The organism is Cognatishimia sp. WU-CL00825 (genome assembly GCF_040364665.1).
In the GTDB taxonomy this organism is placed as follows: Bacteria; Pseudomonadota; Alphaproteobacteria; order Rhodobacterales; family Rhodobacteraceae; genus Cognatishimia.
The window spans coordinates 72,947-89,202 of sequence record NZ_BAABWX010000001.1 but is presented as its reverse complement, the minus strand read 5'-3'; the positions used below and the strand labels follow the sequence as shown (position 1 = coordinate 89,202).

At 52.5% G+C, this 16,256-nt stretch carries 13 protein-coding genes; 3 read left to right on the top strand and 10 right to left on the bottom strand.

What is annotated here, in order from left to right; translation table 11 throughout:
- Positions 1-126: 126 nt before the first annotated feature.
- Both ABXG94_RS00415 and ABXG94_RS00410 read left to right on the top strand, forming a co-directional pair.
- A complete protein-coding gene (locus ABXG94_RS00415; RefSeq protein WP_353531672.1) occupies positions 127-834 on the top strand; it encodes a FadR/GntR family transcriptional regulator in 708 nt (235 codons plus the stop codon).
- Entirely contained in the window at positions 834-1,754 is a 921-nt protein-coding gene (locus ABXG94_RS00410) for a sugar kinase (protein WP_353531671.1), read from the top strand. Before ABXG94_RS00415 ends, ABXG94_RS00410 begins: the two co-directional genes overlap by 1 nt.
- 54 nt (positions 1,755-1,808) lie before the next feature.
- On the opposite strand, the gene ABXG94_RS00405 is transcribed toward ABXG94_RS00410, so the two are convergent.
- The 6 genes from ABXG94_RS00405 to ABXG94_RS00380 all read right to left on the bottom strand — a co-directional run bounded on the left by ABXG94_RS00405 (position 1,809) and on the right by ABXG94_RS00380 (position 9,213).
- Positions 1,809-2,792: an ABC transporter ATP-binding protein gene (locus ABXG94_RS00405; protein WP_353531670.1), complete on the bottom strand. Its 984-nt coding sequence runs from the start codon at positions 2,790-2,792 to the stop codon at positions 1,809-1,811.
- The gene (locus tag ABXG94_RS00400; RefSeq protein ID WP_353533973.1) at positions 2,785-3,819 is read right to left on the bottom strand and encodes an ABC transporter ATP-binding protein; all 1,035 of its coding nucleotides are present in this window, start codon (positions 3,817-3,819) and stop codon (positions 2,785-2,787) included. Before ABXG94_RS00400 ends, ABXG94_RS00405 begins: the two co-directional genes overlap by 8 nt.
- Positions 3,794-4,933 (bottom strand): ABC transporter permease, encoded by a 1,140-nt coding sequence (locus ABXG94_RS00395; protein ID WP_353531669.1) that lies wholly within the window; start codon positions 4,931-4,933, stop codon positions 3,794-3,796. Before ABXG94_RS00395 ends, ABXG94_RS00400 begins: the two co-directional genes overlap by 26 nt.
- On the bottom strand, positions 4,930-5,913 hold the full coding sequence (locus ABXG94_RS00390; protein WP_353531668.1) for an ABC transporter permease: 984 nt from the start codon (positions 5,911-5,913) through the stop codon (positions 4,930-4,932). The genes ABXG94_RS00395 and ABXG94_RS00390 overlap by 4 nt, the downstream gene beginning before the upstream one ends.
- Before the next feature lie 118 nt (positions 5,914-6,031).
- Positions 6,032-7,960 carry an ABC transporter substrate-binding protein gene (locus ABXG94_RS00385; protein ID WP_353531667.1) on the bottom strand — a complete coding sequence of 643 codons (1,929 nt, stop codon included), beginning with the start codon at positions 7,958-7,960 and terminating at the stop codon, positions 6,032-6,034.
- Between the two features lie 38 nt (positions 7,961-7,998).
- Positions 7,999-9,213, bottom strand: a complete 1,215-nt coding sequence (locus ABXG94_RS00380) for a mandelate racemase/muconate lactonizing enzyme family protein (RefSeq protein WP_353531666.1) — start codon at positions 9,211-9,213, stop codon at positions 7,999-8,001.
- Positions 9,214-9,419: 206 nt separating this feature from the next.
- Here ABXG94_RS00380 and ABXG94_RS00375 point away from each other — a divergent pair, with 206 nt between their 5' ends.
- Positions 9,420-10,079, top strand: a complete 660-nt coding sequence (locus ABXG94_RS00375) for a GntR family transcriptional regulator (protein WP_353531665.1) — start codon at positions 9,420-9,422, stop codon at positions 10,077-10,079.
- Between the two features lie 115 nt (positions 10,080-10,194).
- On the opposite strand, the gene ABXG94_RS00370 is transcribed toward ABXG94_RS00375, so the two are convergent.
- The 4 genes from ABXG94_RS00370 to ABXG94_RS00355 form a co-directional block, all read right to left on the bottom strand.
- The gene (locus ABXG94_RS00370; protein WP_353531664.1) at positions 10,195-11,712 is read right to left on the bottom strand and encodes an ABC transporter permease; all 1,518 of its coding nucleotides are present in this window, start codon (positions 11,710-11,712) and stop codon (positions 10,195-10,197) included.
- Positions 11,712-12,776 carry a quaternary amine ABC transporter ATP-binding protein gene (locus tag ABXG94_RS00365; RefSeq protein WP_353531663.1) on the bottom strand — a complete coding sequence of 355 codons (1,065 nt, stop codon included), beginning with the start codon at positions 12,774-12,776 and terminating at the stop codon, positions 11,712-11,714. Before ABXG94_RS00365 ends, ABXG94_RS00370 begins: the two co-directional genes overlap by 1 nt.
- 66 nt (positions 12,777-12,842) lie before the next feature.
- Positions 12,843-13,808: an ABC transporter substrate-binding protein gene (locus tag ABXG94_RS00360; protein WP_353531662.1), complete on the bottom strand. Its 966-nt coding sequence runs from the start codon at positions 13,806-13,808 to the stop codon at positions 12,843-12,845.
- A 28-nt stretch (positions 13,809-13,836) separates the two neighbouring features.
- Complete coding sequence (locus tag ABXG94_RS00355) at positions 13,837-16,167, bottom strand: DUF1989 domain-containing protein (RefSeq protein ID WP_353531661.1); 2,331 nt, start codon at positions 16,165-16,167, stop codon at positions 13,837-13,839.
- Between the last annotated feature and the right edge of the window lie 89 nt (positions 16,168-16,256).

The following is a 16,256-nucleotide window of genomic DNA, read 5'->3' as shown; positions in this document are numbered from 1 at the left end:
AACATCAAAGTTGATTGGCGAATTTACTCGGGGTTGGGCCTGCGTTAAACCAAGATAAGCACAAACGCAGGGTCAAAGACTTGAGTTTCTAAGATTAGTTTCAGTGCAACATGAGGAGCAACAACATTGCCAGTTCAAAATGACAAAGGACGCGCCGCAGACCTTGTGGTGCGCCAGCTTGCACTGAAAATCCAATCGGGTGAACTGGAAGATGGCCAAACCTTGCCTGCTGAACGTGATTTGATGGAAGAGTTCGGCATCAGCCGTACCGTGGTGCGAGAGGCCGTTGTGGCTCTGTCCAACAAAGGGCTGATCGAAGCGCGGCCACGCCATCGTCCGGTGGTGCGAAAACCGGGTTATGATGCGGCTTTTGATGCGATTGAAAGCGTGGTCAGCCATTTGTTGCACGAACCCGGTGGGATACGAAACCTGTTTGACACGCGGATCATGATCGAAGCCATGCTGGTGCGCGAGGCGGCTAAGAATGCTGAAAAACCGGATCTTGTGGCCCTCAAGGCTGCACTGAAAGCCAATGAAGATTCCATTGATGACAGTGAGGCCTTTTACCAAACCGATATTGGTTTTCACCAAGTGCTTTATAGCATCCCTCGCAATCCCGTTTTACCCGCTGTGAACAAAGCTTATACCAGTTGGCTGGCCCCGCATTGGTCGCAAATGCCTCGGCTGCCAGAGCGAAACCAATCAAACTATCGCGCGCATCTAGCCATTTACGAGGCGATCCTGATGCGAGACCCAGATGCCGCTGAGGCAGAAATACGAAAACACTTACAAAGCGCGTGGTCGCAAGTCCGCGAGACCTTCGGAGATCTTTAATGACGACAGAAAAACTGAGCACTTCGAGCATTTGTTGCATCGGCGAAGTGATGATTGAATTGGTGCATGCCCCAAATGGTGCGCTTAACTTGGGCGTTGCCGGAGACACTTATAACACAGCCGTTTACCTGATGCGGCAGCTGCGCGGGACAGAGATCACGACCTCTTATGTGACGGCGCTTGGTGAGGATCTTTATTCTGACCGGATCGCCGCAGCACTGGAAAGTCATGGCTTGGATTTGTCGCTGGTGGAACGGCGGGCAGATAAAATGCCTGGGCTTTATGCGGTGGACACGGATGACCAAGGCGAGCGCAGCTTTTCCTATTGGCGCGATTCCTCGGCCGCGCGGGATATGTTTTCTACCAACAGCACGCTAAAGCTGTCTGCATTGGCTGGTTTTGGGATGGTGTATCTGTCCGGAATAACAATGGCGATCTTGCAGCCTGATGCGCGCCAAAAGGTGCTTGATTTTATACAAGCGTATCGCGCGAGCGGTGGGCTGTTTGCCTATGACAGCAACTATCGTCCGCGTTTGTGGGAGAGCCAGGAGGAGGCCCAGAAGGTCAACGAAAGCCTGTGGCGGGTCTGCGACATCGCTTTGCCATCAATTGACGACGAGATGGCTTTGTTTGGGGATGCTGATGAAGCTTCGGTGCTGCGCCGGTTGGCGTCTTTTGGCGTGTCACAGGGTGCCCTGAAAAGGGGTGCCGAGGGGCCGCTGGATTTAGAGGGGCTGGTGGTTGCGCAAAACCTGAACCAAGTTGAAAAAGTCATCGACAGCACGGCGGCGGGCGACAGTTTCAACGCGGGGTATCTGGCCGCGTTCCTGAAGGGCGAAGGCACGCAGGCCGCACTTGAGGCTGGGCACAATCTGGCTGCCAAGGTGATTTCTGCCCGCGGGGCAATTATTGCTGAATAGAGCAGCGGTAACGCGTGGTGAGGCCACGCGTTACACCCCTGACCTGTCTCCGGCCTAGATCTCTCCGGCAAAATGACAGGCGACTTCAGCACCGTCGATGTTGCGTACAGGGGGCAACTGGGCTTTGCAGATTTCCGTAGCATGCGCACAGCGCCCCGCAAATGCACATCCACCCAGCTGGGTCATCCCATCTGTCAAAGCCACTTTGCCGCGCAAGCGCCCGCGCTGACGCGGGTCTGGGATTGGCACGGCTGACAATAGTGCACGGGTATAGGGATGTTTGGGCGCGCGATACAATGTATCTGCAGCGGCCAGCTCTACAATTTGTCCTTGAAACATCACTGCAATGCGATCGCAGAAATGCTGCACCACTGCCAAATCATGAGCAATGAACACATAGGTGAGTGCAAAATCTTCTTGAAGGTCCTTCATCAGGTTCAAAGTTTGCGCCTGAATCGACACATCCAGCGCTGAGACCGCTTCGTCTGCAATGACCATTTCTGGGCGGGTTGCCAAGGCACGGGCAATGCCAATGCGCTGACGCTGGCCGCCGGAAAACGCATTGGCATAACGCATCAGGAATTCGGGACGCAAGCCAACTTGCAGCAGCAATTCTGCGACCCGGGCAGAAAGCTCTGTGCCGCGGAGGCCTTCGGTCTTTTGAATGGATTGGCCAATCAGATCCAGCACCCGCAGGCGCGGATTCAACGAGCTTTGCGGATCTTGAAACACCATGCGCATTTTGCGCCAGATCACCCGTAGCTCGTCTTTGCTGAGCGAGGTCAAATCTACCGGGCTTAAGCCGCTAGGTGCAAAATGCATCTCGCCACTAGTAGGGGCCAAAATACGCATGATACAGCGACCAAGCGTCGTTTTCCCAGATCCACTTTCGCCAACGATTCCAAAAGACTCGCCGCGATTGACCTCAAAGCTGACATTATTGACTGCACGGACCACAGAGGTGGATTTCCCTGCAAAACCGCCACCAGTTGGGAAGTGCATATTTAGATTTCGAACTTTAAGGATCGCCTCAGACATCTGAATTTTCCGCATTGTGAAGATGGCATGCCACTTGGCTGTTTGACTCGGTTTGCATCAGTTTTGGTTCCTGAACATTGCAAATGCCCGGTATGTAATGGTCACAGCGTGTTCTAAAGGTGCATCCGGAGGGCCGTGCCAATGGGTGCGGAACCATGCCGCGAATGGCAGGCAACCTTTCGCGCCGCTCGGAACCGATGACAGGAACAGAGGCGAGCAAGGCCTTGGTATAGGGATGCTGTGGGTTTTCAAAAATCGAATAGACGTCGCCCTTTTCAACGATTTTTCCCATATACATCACCGCCACGTCTTCGGCGACTTCGGCGACGACACCCAAATCATGAGTTATGAGCATGACCGCCATGCCTAGTTCTTCTTTCAGCTGGGCTATCAGATCTAGCGTCTGGGCTTGGGTGGTCACATCAAGCGCGGTGGTGGGTTCGTCAGCGATTAGCAAACGCGGCTCACAAGACAGCGCCATCGCAATCATCACGCGCTGCCGCATACCACCAGATAGCTCAAAGGGGTATGATTCAAATCGCTTGTGGGGATCGGGAATGCTGACTTTGTCCAGCAAATCGATCGCACGCTCTTTGGCCTCTTGTTTGCTCATCTTACGGTGCAGAAGAATTGTTTCCGTAAGCTGTTTTCCAACCTTGGTGATAGGTCCAAGCGAGCTCATTGGTTCTTGGAAGATCATCGAGATATCTTGACCGCGAATTGAGCGGAGTTCGCGCGATCCTGGCCGGGCTTTGGCAAGATCAATACAGCGCCCGTCTGCTGCCGTGTATTCGATAGAACCGCCTACAATACGACCGGGCCGGTCAACAATGCGCAGAATAGAGCGCGCCATGATTGATTTCCCGCAACCAGATTCACCCAAGATACATAGGGTTCGGTTGGCATATACGTCCAGATCCACGCCTTCGACGGCTTTCACAATCCCATCGTCAGTGAAGAAGTGGGTTTTAAGATCGCGTATTTTGATCATCGGCTGGGCGTCAGCTTGCATGGGGGTCAGCGGCATCACGAAGGCCGTCTCCTAGGAAGTTCAGGGCCAAAACGGCGATTACAATCATGGTGCCCGGTGCAATCAGCAACCAAGGCGCTTCGATGATGGTGCGAATGTTTTGCGCCTCTTTGAGTAATGTACCCCAAGAAATGATCGGCGGCTGTAACCCAATCCCAAGAAAACTAAGCGAAGTTTCAGCAAGGATCATCAACGGCACCGCCAGGGTCAATGACGCAATAATGTGGCTGGAAAAGCTGGGCACCATATGTTTGCGGATAACTTCCCAATCACTCAGGCCATCTAGCTGTGCGGCGGTGATGAAATCTTCTTTGCGTAGGGACAGAAATTTGCCTCTGACTTCGCGCGCCAATGAGGTCCAGCCAATCATCGACACAATCAAAGTCACCACAAAATAAGTGCGCAGCGGCGGCCATCCTAAAGGGATCGCCGCGGCCAGCCCCATCCATAGCGGAATGGTCGGGATCGAGCGCAAGAACTCGATCAAACGTTGGATTAAGTTGTCCACCCAGCCACCGTAAAACCCAGACAGGCCACCTAGTGTCACCCCGACGATCAAAGACACGACAACGCCGACCAGGCCAATCGACATGGAAACCTTGGTCCCGACAATAATGCGACTTGCGATGTCGCGGCCAAGCCGGTCCGCCCCAAGCAGATAAAACCGATCTTTTGCATTCACGGGCCCAAACAGATGAACATTAGACTTAAACAAGCCAAGCGTCTTGTATTCAGCCCCTTTTACAAAGAAGCCCAGAGGTACTATTTTTGTCTCGTCCGACACATAGGTGCGCCGCATAGTGCTTTGGTCGATCTTCATTTTTTGGGCTTTGGCATGCAGTTTGAAACTGGAATTGCCCTCGGCGTCAGTCACAAACAAATGGATACCCTGCGGCGGCGCAAATATGCCTCGACGGTTGGTATCTGCGGGATCTGCCGGGGCCATAAATTCCCCAAACATCGCCATCAGATAGATCAAGACAACAAGCCAAAGGCTGAGAAAGGCCACCTTGTGGCGGCGAAATTTGCGCCACATCAACGCCCAGGGGCCCAGCAACTGCGGAGCAGATATGTCGGATTCGTCGACCGTGAGTGTAGGGGAAGTTGTCATTGGTAGCGGATCCTTGGGTCAATCCAGGCCAGCAAAAGATCAGAAGCAAGTGTGCCGATCACCGTTAGGATTGAGACAATAAAAATGAGCGAACCAGCAAGATACATGTCTTGGACAAGCAGCGCGCGCAACAGCAAGGGGCCGGTTGTCGGAAGGTTCATTACAACTGCGACAATGATTTCGCCTGAAACAAGGGTTGGCAATATCCAGCCAATCGTCGAGACAAAGGGATTCAAGGCGACTCGCACGGGGTATTTTAGAAGCAACTGGAATTCGCTCATGCCCTTAGCGCGTGCCGTGACCACATAGGGTCGATAGAGCTCGTCCAACAGATTGGCCCGCATAATGCGTATCAGGGCGGCGGCCCCAGAAGTTCCGACCACGACAATCGGCATCCAAATGTGCTTGAGCAGGTCAACAACCTTGGCTGCGCTCCAAGGTTGGTCAAGATATTCTGGGCTGACAAGCCCGCCGACGCTTTGACCAAAATACTTGAAGGCCACATACATCATGACGAGTGCCAAAAGAAAATTCGGGATAGCGAGACCGATAAAACCAAAGAAAGTTGCTACGTAGTCGCCGACAGAATATTTGCGAACAGCTGAATAGATGCCTATTGGCAAGGCTGTCATCCAAATAAAGGCTAGCGTGAGCAATGAAATGGCGAACGTCCAACCCAGGCGATCCCAAATCAGGTCATTCACCGGCACGTTCTTTTCAAACGAGATTCCGAAATCACCATGAAACAGAATTCCGGACATCCATTTGTAATACTGGACATACATGGGTTGCCCAAGGCCGTACTGATCCCGCAGGGACTGCATTGTTCCCTCATCCAACCCACCTGAATCATTCAGCTCGGCAGCGAGCGTGTCGAGGTAGTCGCCAGGGGGCAGTTGGATAATTGCAAAAGTCACAACGGACACGAGAAAGACCGTCGGAATCATGTAGAGCAATCGCCGGTAGATGAAACTTAGCATTCTGTTTGGCCATTCTTTGGTAACATTAGCGCGGAGCTGGCCGGGGAGGATTGGCCAACTCCGCTGTGTTTAGTCTAACCACCCTGGAGAGATGGGGTTAGACTTAATCGAAGTTCGGTTATTTCAGGTTGTCCCCGCCTTCGAAGTAGTATTGCGCCGTATAGGGCGCGGGTGTCCAAAGCTGGCCAGCGATAGGCATAGGATCTGGGAAGTTACGCAGGTTGTTGCGCGCGATCCCAAAGGCTCCGTCTACTTGACGAATACCAATTGTCAGCAGCTGACTTGTTGACTGCTCTATCAAGCTGACCAGTGCAGCCTCTTGGGCGACGGGATCCGCAGAAGAGGTCACGCCGTTGTACGCTTCAAATAGGGCTTTGATCTCTGCAGGGGGCTCTTCACCCGTGGTTGGGTCTGCCCCCCATGCTGCCCACTGTGGGGCCCAATATACGACATTTGGACGCGGCAGATAACAGTCTGGGTTAGAATAGGCGTCAACCAGCCCGCCTGGGCAGTTCCAGATATAGCCGTCGTGTTCGGCACTGCCGGCGATTTCTTGCAAACGTGACCGATCAGAAGCGCGGACTTGAATATCCAAGCCAACTTCTTTGGCTTGTTCGGCCACAATCTCCATCACATCCGGGTATTGGAATCCAAAGACATCCGCCACCAAGAAGACCAGCGTAAAGCGTTCGCCATCCGGCCCCAGCCGGTAGCCGTCGCTGTCTTTTTTGTCTAAGCCGACGCTGTCCAAAAGCTGGTTCGCCAAGTCCGCGTCATGTTCTGCATATTGCGTTGACCACTTTTCATTGAAAACCGGTGACAACGGGTGAGGAGATGTTTGTACGGGCCGTCCAACACCAAGATAGACCAGATCGATAATTTCTTGACGGTCAATCGCATGGCTAAGCGCGCGCCGGAAATCAAAGGTGTTTACGATCTCGTTTTTGACAGGATCCGGGTTGTTCAAGTTCAGCATCAAAGCCGCCTGACTGGCCGTGATGTCACCAACCTGGTAGAAATCATACTGACCACGATCCTTGTTGTCGGTCAGAACCGCGAGGTTGGACGCGCGTCCGATATGGCGCGCCATGTAGTCGATCTCGCCGTTAAAGGCTTTGAGCAAAATGCTTTCTGGGTCCTCGACCTGATCCCAAGTTACGCGATCAATATAGGGCAGCTGATTGCCCTCAGAGTCGACCTTGAAGTAATAAGGGTTGCGTTCTGCGACCACACGATCAGAGGCACCATAGGCGGTGTTGAGATGCCAAGGGTGTAATGTTGGGCGGTCCACATTTTGCCAGAAGATCGGCGTGTGCATTGGGCCGGCTTTTAGATTGAACAACGACACCCAGTCACTAGCGGCTGGTTCTGCGTCAACCAAGGCCTGGACATCTGGATTATGGTCGGCGTGGAATTGCTTTAGGTAATGCGCCGGGTAGTTCACGACATAGTACCCAAAACCGTAGGCCATATTTTGTAAGAACAGACCGTTTGGTTCGCCAAATTTGAACTCGACCGTATAGTCGTCGATTTTGGTGACTTGGACCGGACCATCAGGGCCTACAAAGTTGGGGTGCTGCGATTTGGTCAAACGATCATCTTGGAACACTTCGTACCAAAACATGATGTCATCAGCTGTAAAAGGAGCGCCATCAGACCAGCGCATGCCGTCACGCAGATCAAAGGTAAATGTGGTTGCGTCCTCTGATACGGTGTAGTTTTTGGCGATATTTGTATGAACTTCGCTCCAGTCAGCACTCCAGCGCACAAGGTTTTCGTTGGAAATCAGCCGTACGATGTTGTGCTGATCACCGCCTCCAAGAATGGCGCGACGCAACGTGCCACCATATTCGCCGATCGAATCTAGCGGAGCCAGTACCATCGGTTCGCTTGGGAGACGCTGCTCTACGGGCGGCAAAGTGCCAGCGGCCACTTGCTCGGCCAACATTGGCGCTTGCTGAAAGCTGCCGGCCGTGGCCATGCTGGCCAGACAGAGGGTTGCGACTGTGCTGGTCAACACCCCTTTAACTTTAAATGAAATTCCCATTCTTTCCTCCTCTGATCGAATGATTTTGCTTTGGCAGATCACCAGTTGGTAACCGACCCGTCTGGTCGCCGCAGATGCGGCGCTTCGATATGTTCTGCGGTCTGTAGAGTGAGTTTTTCCTCATTCACCTCAACGCCAAGTCCCGGAGCATCGGGCACGACATAGACCGACCCACTGAGCGGGATTTGCGTTGGAAACAATTCTGGGTCATGAAAGCCCAAGGATTCTGTTGGACCCTGACGGGTTTCCAGCCAGCTGAAGTTTGGAACAGCGGCTGACATATGCACGGTTGCCGCAGTACAAACCGGACCAAGCGGATTATGAGGCATGAGATCGACATAGTGGCGTTCGCTCATGGCCGCTACCTTCATCGCCTCGGTAAACCCGCCGATATTGCAAATATCCAGGCGCATATGTTGGGTCATGCCCGCATCTAAAAAGCGCGCAGCTTCCCATTTTGACGAGAACTCTTCGCCCACTGCAAAGGGAATATCTGTCATTGCCCGCAACGACACATAGGCTTCGGGGGTTTCTGAGCGAATGGGCTCTTCTATGAAGTTAAGCGTGCCCTTTGGCAGCATGGCGCAAAAATTAGCTGCCTCGGCGACGGAATAACGGTGGTGCATGTCGATGCCGAGGCAAAGTGAGGGGCCGAATTTGGCGCGAATAGCAATCAATTCATCAGCGGTTTTGGCCAGGGTGGCCCAGGGGTCAAAAATTTGTTGATCATCAAAGGCGCTTGGATAGATGCGCACGCAATTCCAACCGGCATCGACCAATCGGCTAATTTCGGAAATCAAACCTGCTTTGGTTTTGGCCATCGAAGTTGCAAAAGTGGGGATCACATCGCGATGTTTGCCACCCAATAGCTGATATACAGGCAGGTCAAGCCGCTTGCCCAAAAGGTCATGCAGCGCGATATCAATCGCAGAGATCGCCGCGGTAAGAACCCTGCCCCCTTCAAAATATTGGCTGCGGTAGCTTTCTTGCCATATGCGTCCAATCTGACGCGAATCTTGCCCAAGCAAGAATGTTGAGAAATGCTCGATTGTGGCGGCAACGGCATTTTCGCGCCCTGACAACCCACCTTCACCCCAGCCAAACAAACCGTCTTGAGTGGTGACCTTTACTAGCAACTGATTTCGCGGCCCGACGCGAGCGACAAAGGGTTGGATCTTGGCAATGCGCGCGTCCAAATCCGCCTTCGGCGAGGCAACGTTTTGATCCGCAGTTATTTCGGTCGGCTTATTCATATTTGTCTTCAACTTTCCCGACATTGCAAACTCCGAATCGTCATACTCAAGGGCAGCATAGTACAATCCATTTAAAATAGTCGACGATTTTTTTAAGTTTGACGTTTATTTTTCGGATCCTCTTGCTTTTACAGTGTGATTTCGTTGAAAATTGTCTTAGAAACCCATTCAAACCATCGTGATTTCGCAGTTGAAGGAAGCGCAAGATGCAGCCAGACGGCAAAACTTTCGAACCAGAAATCTCTTTGTATGAAGCTATTCTCGAAGATATCTCGCGCGGCAATCTTAAAGGTGGTGATCGGCTGAAGGTCTCGGCATTGGCCAAGCAATATGGTCAGAGCGCCAGCCCTATTCGAGAGGTATTGCGCAGGATGCAGGGTGAAGGGTTTGTCGAGATCTTGCCCAACCGCGGGGCTGTGATCGTTTCGGCAAACGCGCACACGATTCAGAATATTTTTGAGATTTTACAGCTACTTGAGCCATATTTTGTGAAATGGTTCGCAGAATACGCTTTGCCGGAAATGCTAGAAGAATTGGAAAAAGTTCACCACCAGATGTTGGACTTGTCTGGTCAGGACCTTTATAAATTTCGCCAAATGGACACAGAGTTTCACCGTATCATTTGCAAACACCACTATAATGATTCCGCTGCAGATACATGGCGCAGACTGCGAACCGCCTTGAACGTGCATGCCTCACGGTTGCGGATCAGCGCGCCTCGGATCGAGACGATTATCAAAGAACATGCGGAGTTGATCGAAGCCTTTCGCACCAATGATTCGACCAAGGCCCTTGAGGTCATCGAACGCCATGTCAGCGGGTCGTTCCACCAAATGTCTCAACAAATGCGCGCCATTGGAATCTGATGCCGTTGCACAAAACGCGGGATTTCGGGAGCATTCAAGTATTCGCAGACCTGTGTTGCGCATAAAAAAACGGGCCACCTTTCGATAGCCCGTTAAGTTGGTACAGAGGTAATTTCTAGCGTTTTCCGGCAACAATCCGATCAAGGATCAATGCGCAAAAAAGAATGGCAAGCCCCGCCAAGATACCCTGTCCAGCCGCCGCATATTGCAGAGCTTCTAGAACGTCTTCGCCCAAACCTTTGGCACCAATCAGCGACGCAACCACAACCATAGCCAGCGAAAGCAAGATGGTTTGGTTGATCCCTGCCATGATGGTTTTACGCGCTAAGGGCAGATCAACACGCCAAAGCAGATAACGCGGCGTTGCGCCAAAGGCCAAAGCAGCTTCGCGTACAGCATCGGGAACCTGTTGAAGTCCAAGAACGGTGAAGCGGATCACCGGCGGGCTGCCAAAAATCATGGTCGCTACCACGCCAGCAGGTTTGCCAGAGCCGATAAAGGCCACAACCGGAATAAGGTAAACAAAGGATGGCATTGATTGCATGAAATCCAAAACCGGTCTGACAAAGGCGAAAACCTTTGGGCGACGTGCACAGTAGATCCCGAGCGGAATACCAAGCGTAATGGAAATCAGGGCCGCCGCGCCGAGCAGCGCAATGGTCGTCATTGCTTTTTCCCAGAAGTCCAGCAGCCCAAGGTAGGCCAAAGCGGCTGTGGTAAAGATGGCCACACGGGCTCCACCTGACAAATAGGCCAGCATAATGATAACAAGCCCCACCACAGGCCATGGGGAGTCCACAAGCACCACTTCGATCCAATCAAGAAGCGTGCGCATGCCAAAAGTGAGGCTGTCAAAGAAGCCCCGTCCTGAGGTTTTGGTCCAGTCAAACACCGCCTGCACCCCGTCACCAACGTTCAACCGCCAGTCGCGATCTGTTGGGAAAGCGTTCAAAATGGCAAAGGCATCGGGCTGGGCAAATTTGACGCTGGTCAACACAACAACCAAAAAGGTCAGCACGCTGGCAATCAGCATTCGAGGCATATCCCATCCGCTGGCAACCTCGCGGTCCGAACGCCATTTGGCGAATTGGCCTTCTAAGGTCCAGTTGGCCAGTGCGGCAATCATAAATTTCACAACCAATAAAATCACAATGCCTGCGAGGAAATAGGTGGTGCCGGTGTTGTCTGCCGAGACTGCCGCTTGTTGCGAATCCGCCATCGCGGTTTCCAGAGACTGAGCTGCGCGTTTTAGGGCATCAAGCGAAGATGCGCCGGATTGCTCTGCCGCAGAGATCTGTTGCTGTCGCAAGTCAAGCGTTTGCGCGATTTGTTCGGCGCGGTTTCGAAAATCACGCCCCAAATCGCCAAACAGCCCTAGACCGATTTGGATATATGCCAGCGTTTCAAGCAACAGAAATGCCAACATCCATGACCATAGCCCGCGCGCACCAAACCATATCGGTCCCAAAAGGCCGGCCATCCAATTGAGTGTAAAGCGATAGCCCGGAGCACCCATCATATAGCCAAAGGTTTTTTGGTAATAACTGACATTGCTGCCAACAAATTGCTCGATCAAGCTGTTTAGGCGTTCTGCGGTTTCTGGTTGGATCTCTTGATTTTCAACATCTGGCATCACGCGTCCTCCTTGGCTTGGCTGTCTTGAATGGCGCGAATGAGACCTGCGCGGTTGATCACGCCAACGGTTTTATTATCGCCATCGGTCACAGCCACGATGCCGTGGCCATCAACGCAAAGGTTCATTAAATCACTTAGGTCCATATCCGGGCGGGCCTCGGCTGCATCTTTTGGCAGGTCACCGTGTTTGGCCTTGAATTCGTCCACTGGCTGCATCACCGAATGGGCAAAAATCATATTCAGCTTGGAAATTCCGGCGACAAAATCAGCCACGTAGTCATCAGCGGGATTCAGGATGATTTCTTCTGGTGTCCCAACTTGCACAATGCGCCCGTCTTTCATGATGGCGATACGATGGCCAATGCGAATGGCTTCGTCCAAATCATGTGTGATGAACATCGTTGTCTTGTTCAACTTATGGCTAAGATCCATGAATTGATCTTGCAGCTGTTTGCGGATCAACGGATCAAGCGCTGAAAAGGGTTCGTCCATCAGCAGGATTTCAGGGTTAGAGGCAATCGCCCGCGCCAGACCAACCCGCTGTTGCATACCGCCGGACAGCTCGTGGGCATATTTGTCTTCCCACCCGTTTAGTTCGACAAGCTCCAGAACGCGGTCGGCTTCTTCCCAACGGCGGGCCTTGCCTGTGCCGCGAATTTCCAGAGGCATCGCCACGTTGTCCCGCACGGTTCGGTGCGGCATGAGGCCAAAATTTTGAAAGACCATTGCAACCCGGCGGTTGCGCAAATCGCGCAGCCCATCTGGGGCCAGAGCCATAACATCATCGCCCCCCAGTAAGATTTTACCGGCTGTAGGTTCCAACAAGCGGTTTACATGGCGCACAAGAGTTGATTTGCCAGACCCTGACAGGCCCATGACGCAAAAGAGCTCGCCTTTTTCGATCTCAAAGCTGGCATCAGCCACGCCCACAACACAGTTAAACCGCTCAAGGACCTCTGCTTTGCCAAGCCCTTCCTTGTGAATAGCGGCCAGCGCTTCTTTGGAGCGCCCGCCGAATACTTTCCAGACGCCTTGCGCGTCGATTGCAATTTCTTTTGTCATCTGATCCCCGCAGTGATTTTGCCCCGCCAGCGCGACTGATGGGGCTGTTTGTTTTGTTTCAGCGGTTTACTTAAGCCCAAGCCAGGTATCGACAGTGTCCCCATTGGCGGCGATCCAATCGGAAACAACGGTGTCTAGCTCATTGCCCTGAACAACCACTTTGTAGGTCAGTTCAGAAAGCTTCTGGGCGTCCATATCAATATTGGCCAAGAAAGACGCCGCTGCAGGATTCCGTTCATTCAGTGAATTGGAATAAGCCACGGTCACTGTTTTAACGGGCTCGCCTGAATCAACACGTGATTTCTTGAACCAATCGGCATCTTGATCTGGCTGCACCATTTTATAGGTGTTTGCATCATGCTCTGGCTCTTCCAAAATGGTTACCGGATAAAGCGCGTGTACGTAATGTGGTGCGTAACAGTAAAACGCCGCGCCTTTCTTTTGATCGATCAGATCTTTCAGACGCGAGTAGAATACGGTTTCGTCTTCGGTTGTCGGTGCCAAAAAGGTTTCAACGCCGTAGTCGCGCACGCGCACCTTAAAGGTGTTTGTTGATGCCCAACCAGAAGCCCCTACCCAGACTTCGCCCATACCGTCGCCATCAGAATCAAACAATTCCTGCGCTGTTGGTGTTGCCAAGTCATAGATCGATTTGATGTTATGCTCTGTGACCATGTAGTTTGGCACACAGATGCCTGCGCGGCCTTTGTAGCTGCCATTGGACAGGGAAACGGTTTTCTTTGCGTCGACATATTCATTGGTAAAGGACGATTGGTTCGGTAACCAAACGTCAGGGTGAACATCAATGTCACCGCGGCCACCATCCATCGAAGCAAAGATGACAGCATTTGCGCCAGGCGCATAGTCTGCTTCGCCGCCAAGGCGGGTTTCGATGATTTGGCCGATCACGCGGCTCATGATTTTGGCGCCTGGCCAGCTTGGCTCGCCAACCATGACTTTCTCTTGTGCCATTGCCGCTGTCGAGGCGGCAGCAATGGCCAAGGTCAGTGACAGTGTTTTCAATTTTTTCATTTTAATCTCCCGTTGAGTTGAGTGAGCCCTATGCTCGTGCCCGCTTGCGTTGCGGGTCTATGAATGGAATGTCAGACACAGTTGCGCTTAAGCGCTTCATATGTCCGTCGAGTTGCCCGACCTCGAGAACTGTGCCGATTTCGGCGTGTTCAATAGAGATACGGGCCATTGCGATCGCGCGCTCAAGTGATGGAGACCACGTCGCAGAAGTGATTTGCCCAATTTGCCGTTCCCCGGAAAGCACTGGTGCGCCGTGCGTGGGCACGTCATCACAATCCAGCAGCAAACCTCTGAGAATTTTCCTGGGATCTTTCGCGTTTCGTTCTAGCGCAGCTTTGCCAGTGAAGCTGTCTTTTTTCATATCAACCGCAAACCCCAACCCCGCCTCAAACGCATCCACGCCAGGGGCGAACTCGGCATTTGCGGCCGCGAGACCCGCCTCGATCCGAATGGTTTCAAGCGCTGCAGAGCCCATGGGCTGTATGCCAAACTCTTGGCCCGCTAGCATGATCGCATCCCAGATCTCGACGGCATCGGATTTGGTGCAGAAGATTTCATAGCCCAGTTCTCCGGTGTAGCCAGACCGGCTGAGCATGAACGGCGCGCCTTCGCGATTGTTCAGTCGGGCAACGGAAACCCCAAACCATTTTATGTGATCTAGATTGGGTACATTCGGTTGAAAAAAGCTGACTTTCTTTAGCAAGTCGCGGGATTTTGGTCCCTGTAGGGCAAGATTTGGCAGGCTATTGCCCAAGGCGCATACCCGAACCTGAAGACCCATTTTCTGGGCGAGTTCCTGTAGCGCACGGCCGCTTTCTTCTGAGCCACAGAACCATCGGAAGAGTTTGTCACCCAAACGAAATAGCGTTCCGTCATCAATCACCTGTCCACTTTCATCGCACATCAACGTATATGTGCCACGCCAAATCGCGAGCTTTGCTATGTTACGCGTCAAAGCTTCTTGCAAAAGCGTCACCGCGTCAGGACCAACAATATCGTATTTGCGCAGCCCACTCATGTCTTGCAGCGTGACCGCGTTCCGGCAGGCCCAATACTCGCCCATCGAGCCAATGCTAGGAAAGCTGACAGGGGTCCACAAATCTCTGGCGGGAGAGAAATCTTGAGTCAACGGGGCAAGCCGCTTGTGAAAAGCAGATTCCTGACTGATGGACATAGGGGCGTCTTCCTTTTCACGATAAGCCACTGCACGGCGGATCGGGGTACTGGGGCGGTAAATGCGCACATGAATATCGGTGGGGTTCCATCCATTGATTGGGTCAATATCATCTGGACAGGCTGTGGAGGCGCAGACCAAGTCTTGCATGGCCTGCATGACAACATAGTCTCCGGGTCGGGAATGCGACTCTTCGGTCATCAAATGATGCGAATGCGGGTCAACCCAAGTGTTCCAAAAAAAGTTAATTGCAGGCCAAGCGGATCGTTTTTGCACGCCAAAGCGATCAAGAACCCCGGAAATATTATCAGAGCAATTCACATGTCCTGGAAAACCTTGCTCTTCATAACCGCGAGCGGTGCATGCAAGGCCAAAAGTGTCATGACGCCCACAGGTGTCTTGCACAACATTCAGCATGGGACGCATGTTTTGATCGTAAAATTTGTCCAACACACCAGGTGTTGGATAGGACTTACGCACCATACTGCGGGTGGCCGTCGAGTCGATCATCAACTCTTTGCCCCGCATCAACCCATCAGACCGCAGCGCTACAAAATCTGAACACTGTTGCCCATGGATATCAATGATCTGCAAATACTCGCCACGCTTTAATTCGTAGGACAAGCCTGTCGCTTTGCTGACCGTAAATTCATCACGCGTGTCACCCAACAAGGGCGGCAACCAAGGATCAGATGTTGCTGTCGATTTGTGGGAAATTTCAACACGCCCATTGCCGTGTCCGGCGATCACATTCTGCGCGGGGACCGGGCGCATAACCCAAAGCGTGACCGGGTTAGTGGCTCGTAAGATGATTGGTTCTGCAGTGTCGTGAAATACTTCACAGGGCAGATCCCCTTGAAGATTTGCTCCGTTAGAGGCCGCCCACCCCACCAATGGATCGCTGTCAAAAGACGTAAAGGCCATGCAGGTTTTGGGTTTGAGACCAAGTGCAGCAAGGCCGTCGTCACCGTTTGGCAGGAATGCTACAATGGCCACAGAAACATCAGTCTGTGCGCCCGAAATACTAACGATGTCGCCTTTCTCTAATTCAAGCTTCTGCGCCTCGCGGGTTGCCAAAAGAGACCGGCGCACACCCGTGTTTTTTTCAAACCCAGGAAAACTCCTGCGTGGCTGAGCAGCGCCGATATTGCTGAAATCATATAGAATCGCCGGATCGCGTGTCATGGTCGGAATCGCCTATTTGTAACCGGTTACATTCTTGATGTAACTGGTTACATGCGTCAAGCTTTTCTGGACAAGAAAGCAAAAATCTG

What these genes read in the sequence shown, in the direction of transcription:
- ABXG94_RS00410 (WP_353531671.1), top strand. Translation starts at nt 834, where the DNA reads ATGACGACAGAAAAACTGAGCACTTCGAGCATTTGTTGCATCGGCGAA.
- ABXG94_RS00405 (WP_353531670.1), bottom strand. Translation starts at nt 2,792, where the DNA reads ATGTCTGAGGCGATCCTTAAAGTTCGAAATCTAAATATGCACTTCCCA.
- ABXG94_RS00400 (WP_353533973.1), bottom strand. Translation starts at nt 3,819, where the DNA reads ATGCCGCTGACCCCCATGCAAGCTGACGCCCAGCCGATGATCAAAATA.
- ABXG94_RS00395 (WP_353531669.1), bottom strand. Translation starts at nt 4,933, where the DNA reads ATGACAACTTCCCCTACACTCACGGTCGACGAATCCGACATATCTGCT.
- ABXG94_RS00390 (WP_353531668.1), bottom strand. Translation starts at nt 5,913, where the DNA reads ATGCTAAGTTTCATCTACCGGCGATTGCTCTACATGATTCCGACGGTC.
- ABXG94_RS00385 (WP_353531667.1), bottom strand. Translation starts at nt 7,960, where the DNA reads ATGGGAATTTCATTTAAAGTTAAAGGGGTGTTGACCAGCACAGTCGCA.
- ABXG94_RS00380 (WP_353531666.1), bottom strand. Translation starts at nt 9,213, where the DNA reads ATGAATAAGCCGACCGAAATAACTGCGGATCAAAACGTTGCCTCGCCG.
- ABXG94_RS00375 (WP_353531665.1), top strand. Translation starts at nt 9,420, where the DNA reads ATGCAGCCAGACGGCAAAACTTTCGAACCAGAAATCTCTTTGTATGAA.
- ABXG94_RS00370 (WP_353531664.1), bottom strand. Translation starts at nt 11,712, where the DNA reads ATGCCAGATGTTGAAAATCAAGAGATCCAACCAGAAACCGCAGAACGC.
- ABXG94_RS00365 (WP_353531663.1), bottom strand. Translation starts at nt 12,776, where the DNA reads ATGACAAAAGAAATTGCAATCGACGCGCAAGGCGTCTGGAAAGTATTC.
- ABXG94_RS00360 (WP_353531662.1), bottom strand. Translation starts at nt 13,808, where the DNA reads ATGAAAAAATTGAAAACACTGTCACTGACCTTGGCCATTGCTGCCGCC.
- ABXG94_RS00355 (WP_353531661.1), bottom strand. Translation starts at nt 16,167, where the DNA reads ATGACACGCGATCCGGCGATTCTATATGATTTCAGCAATATCGGCGCT.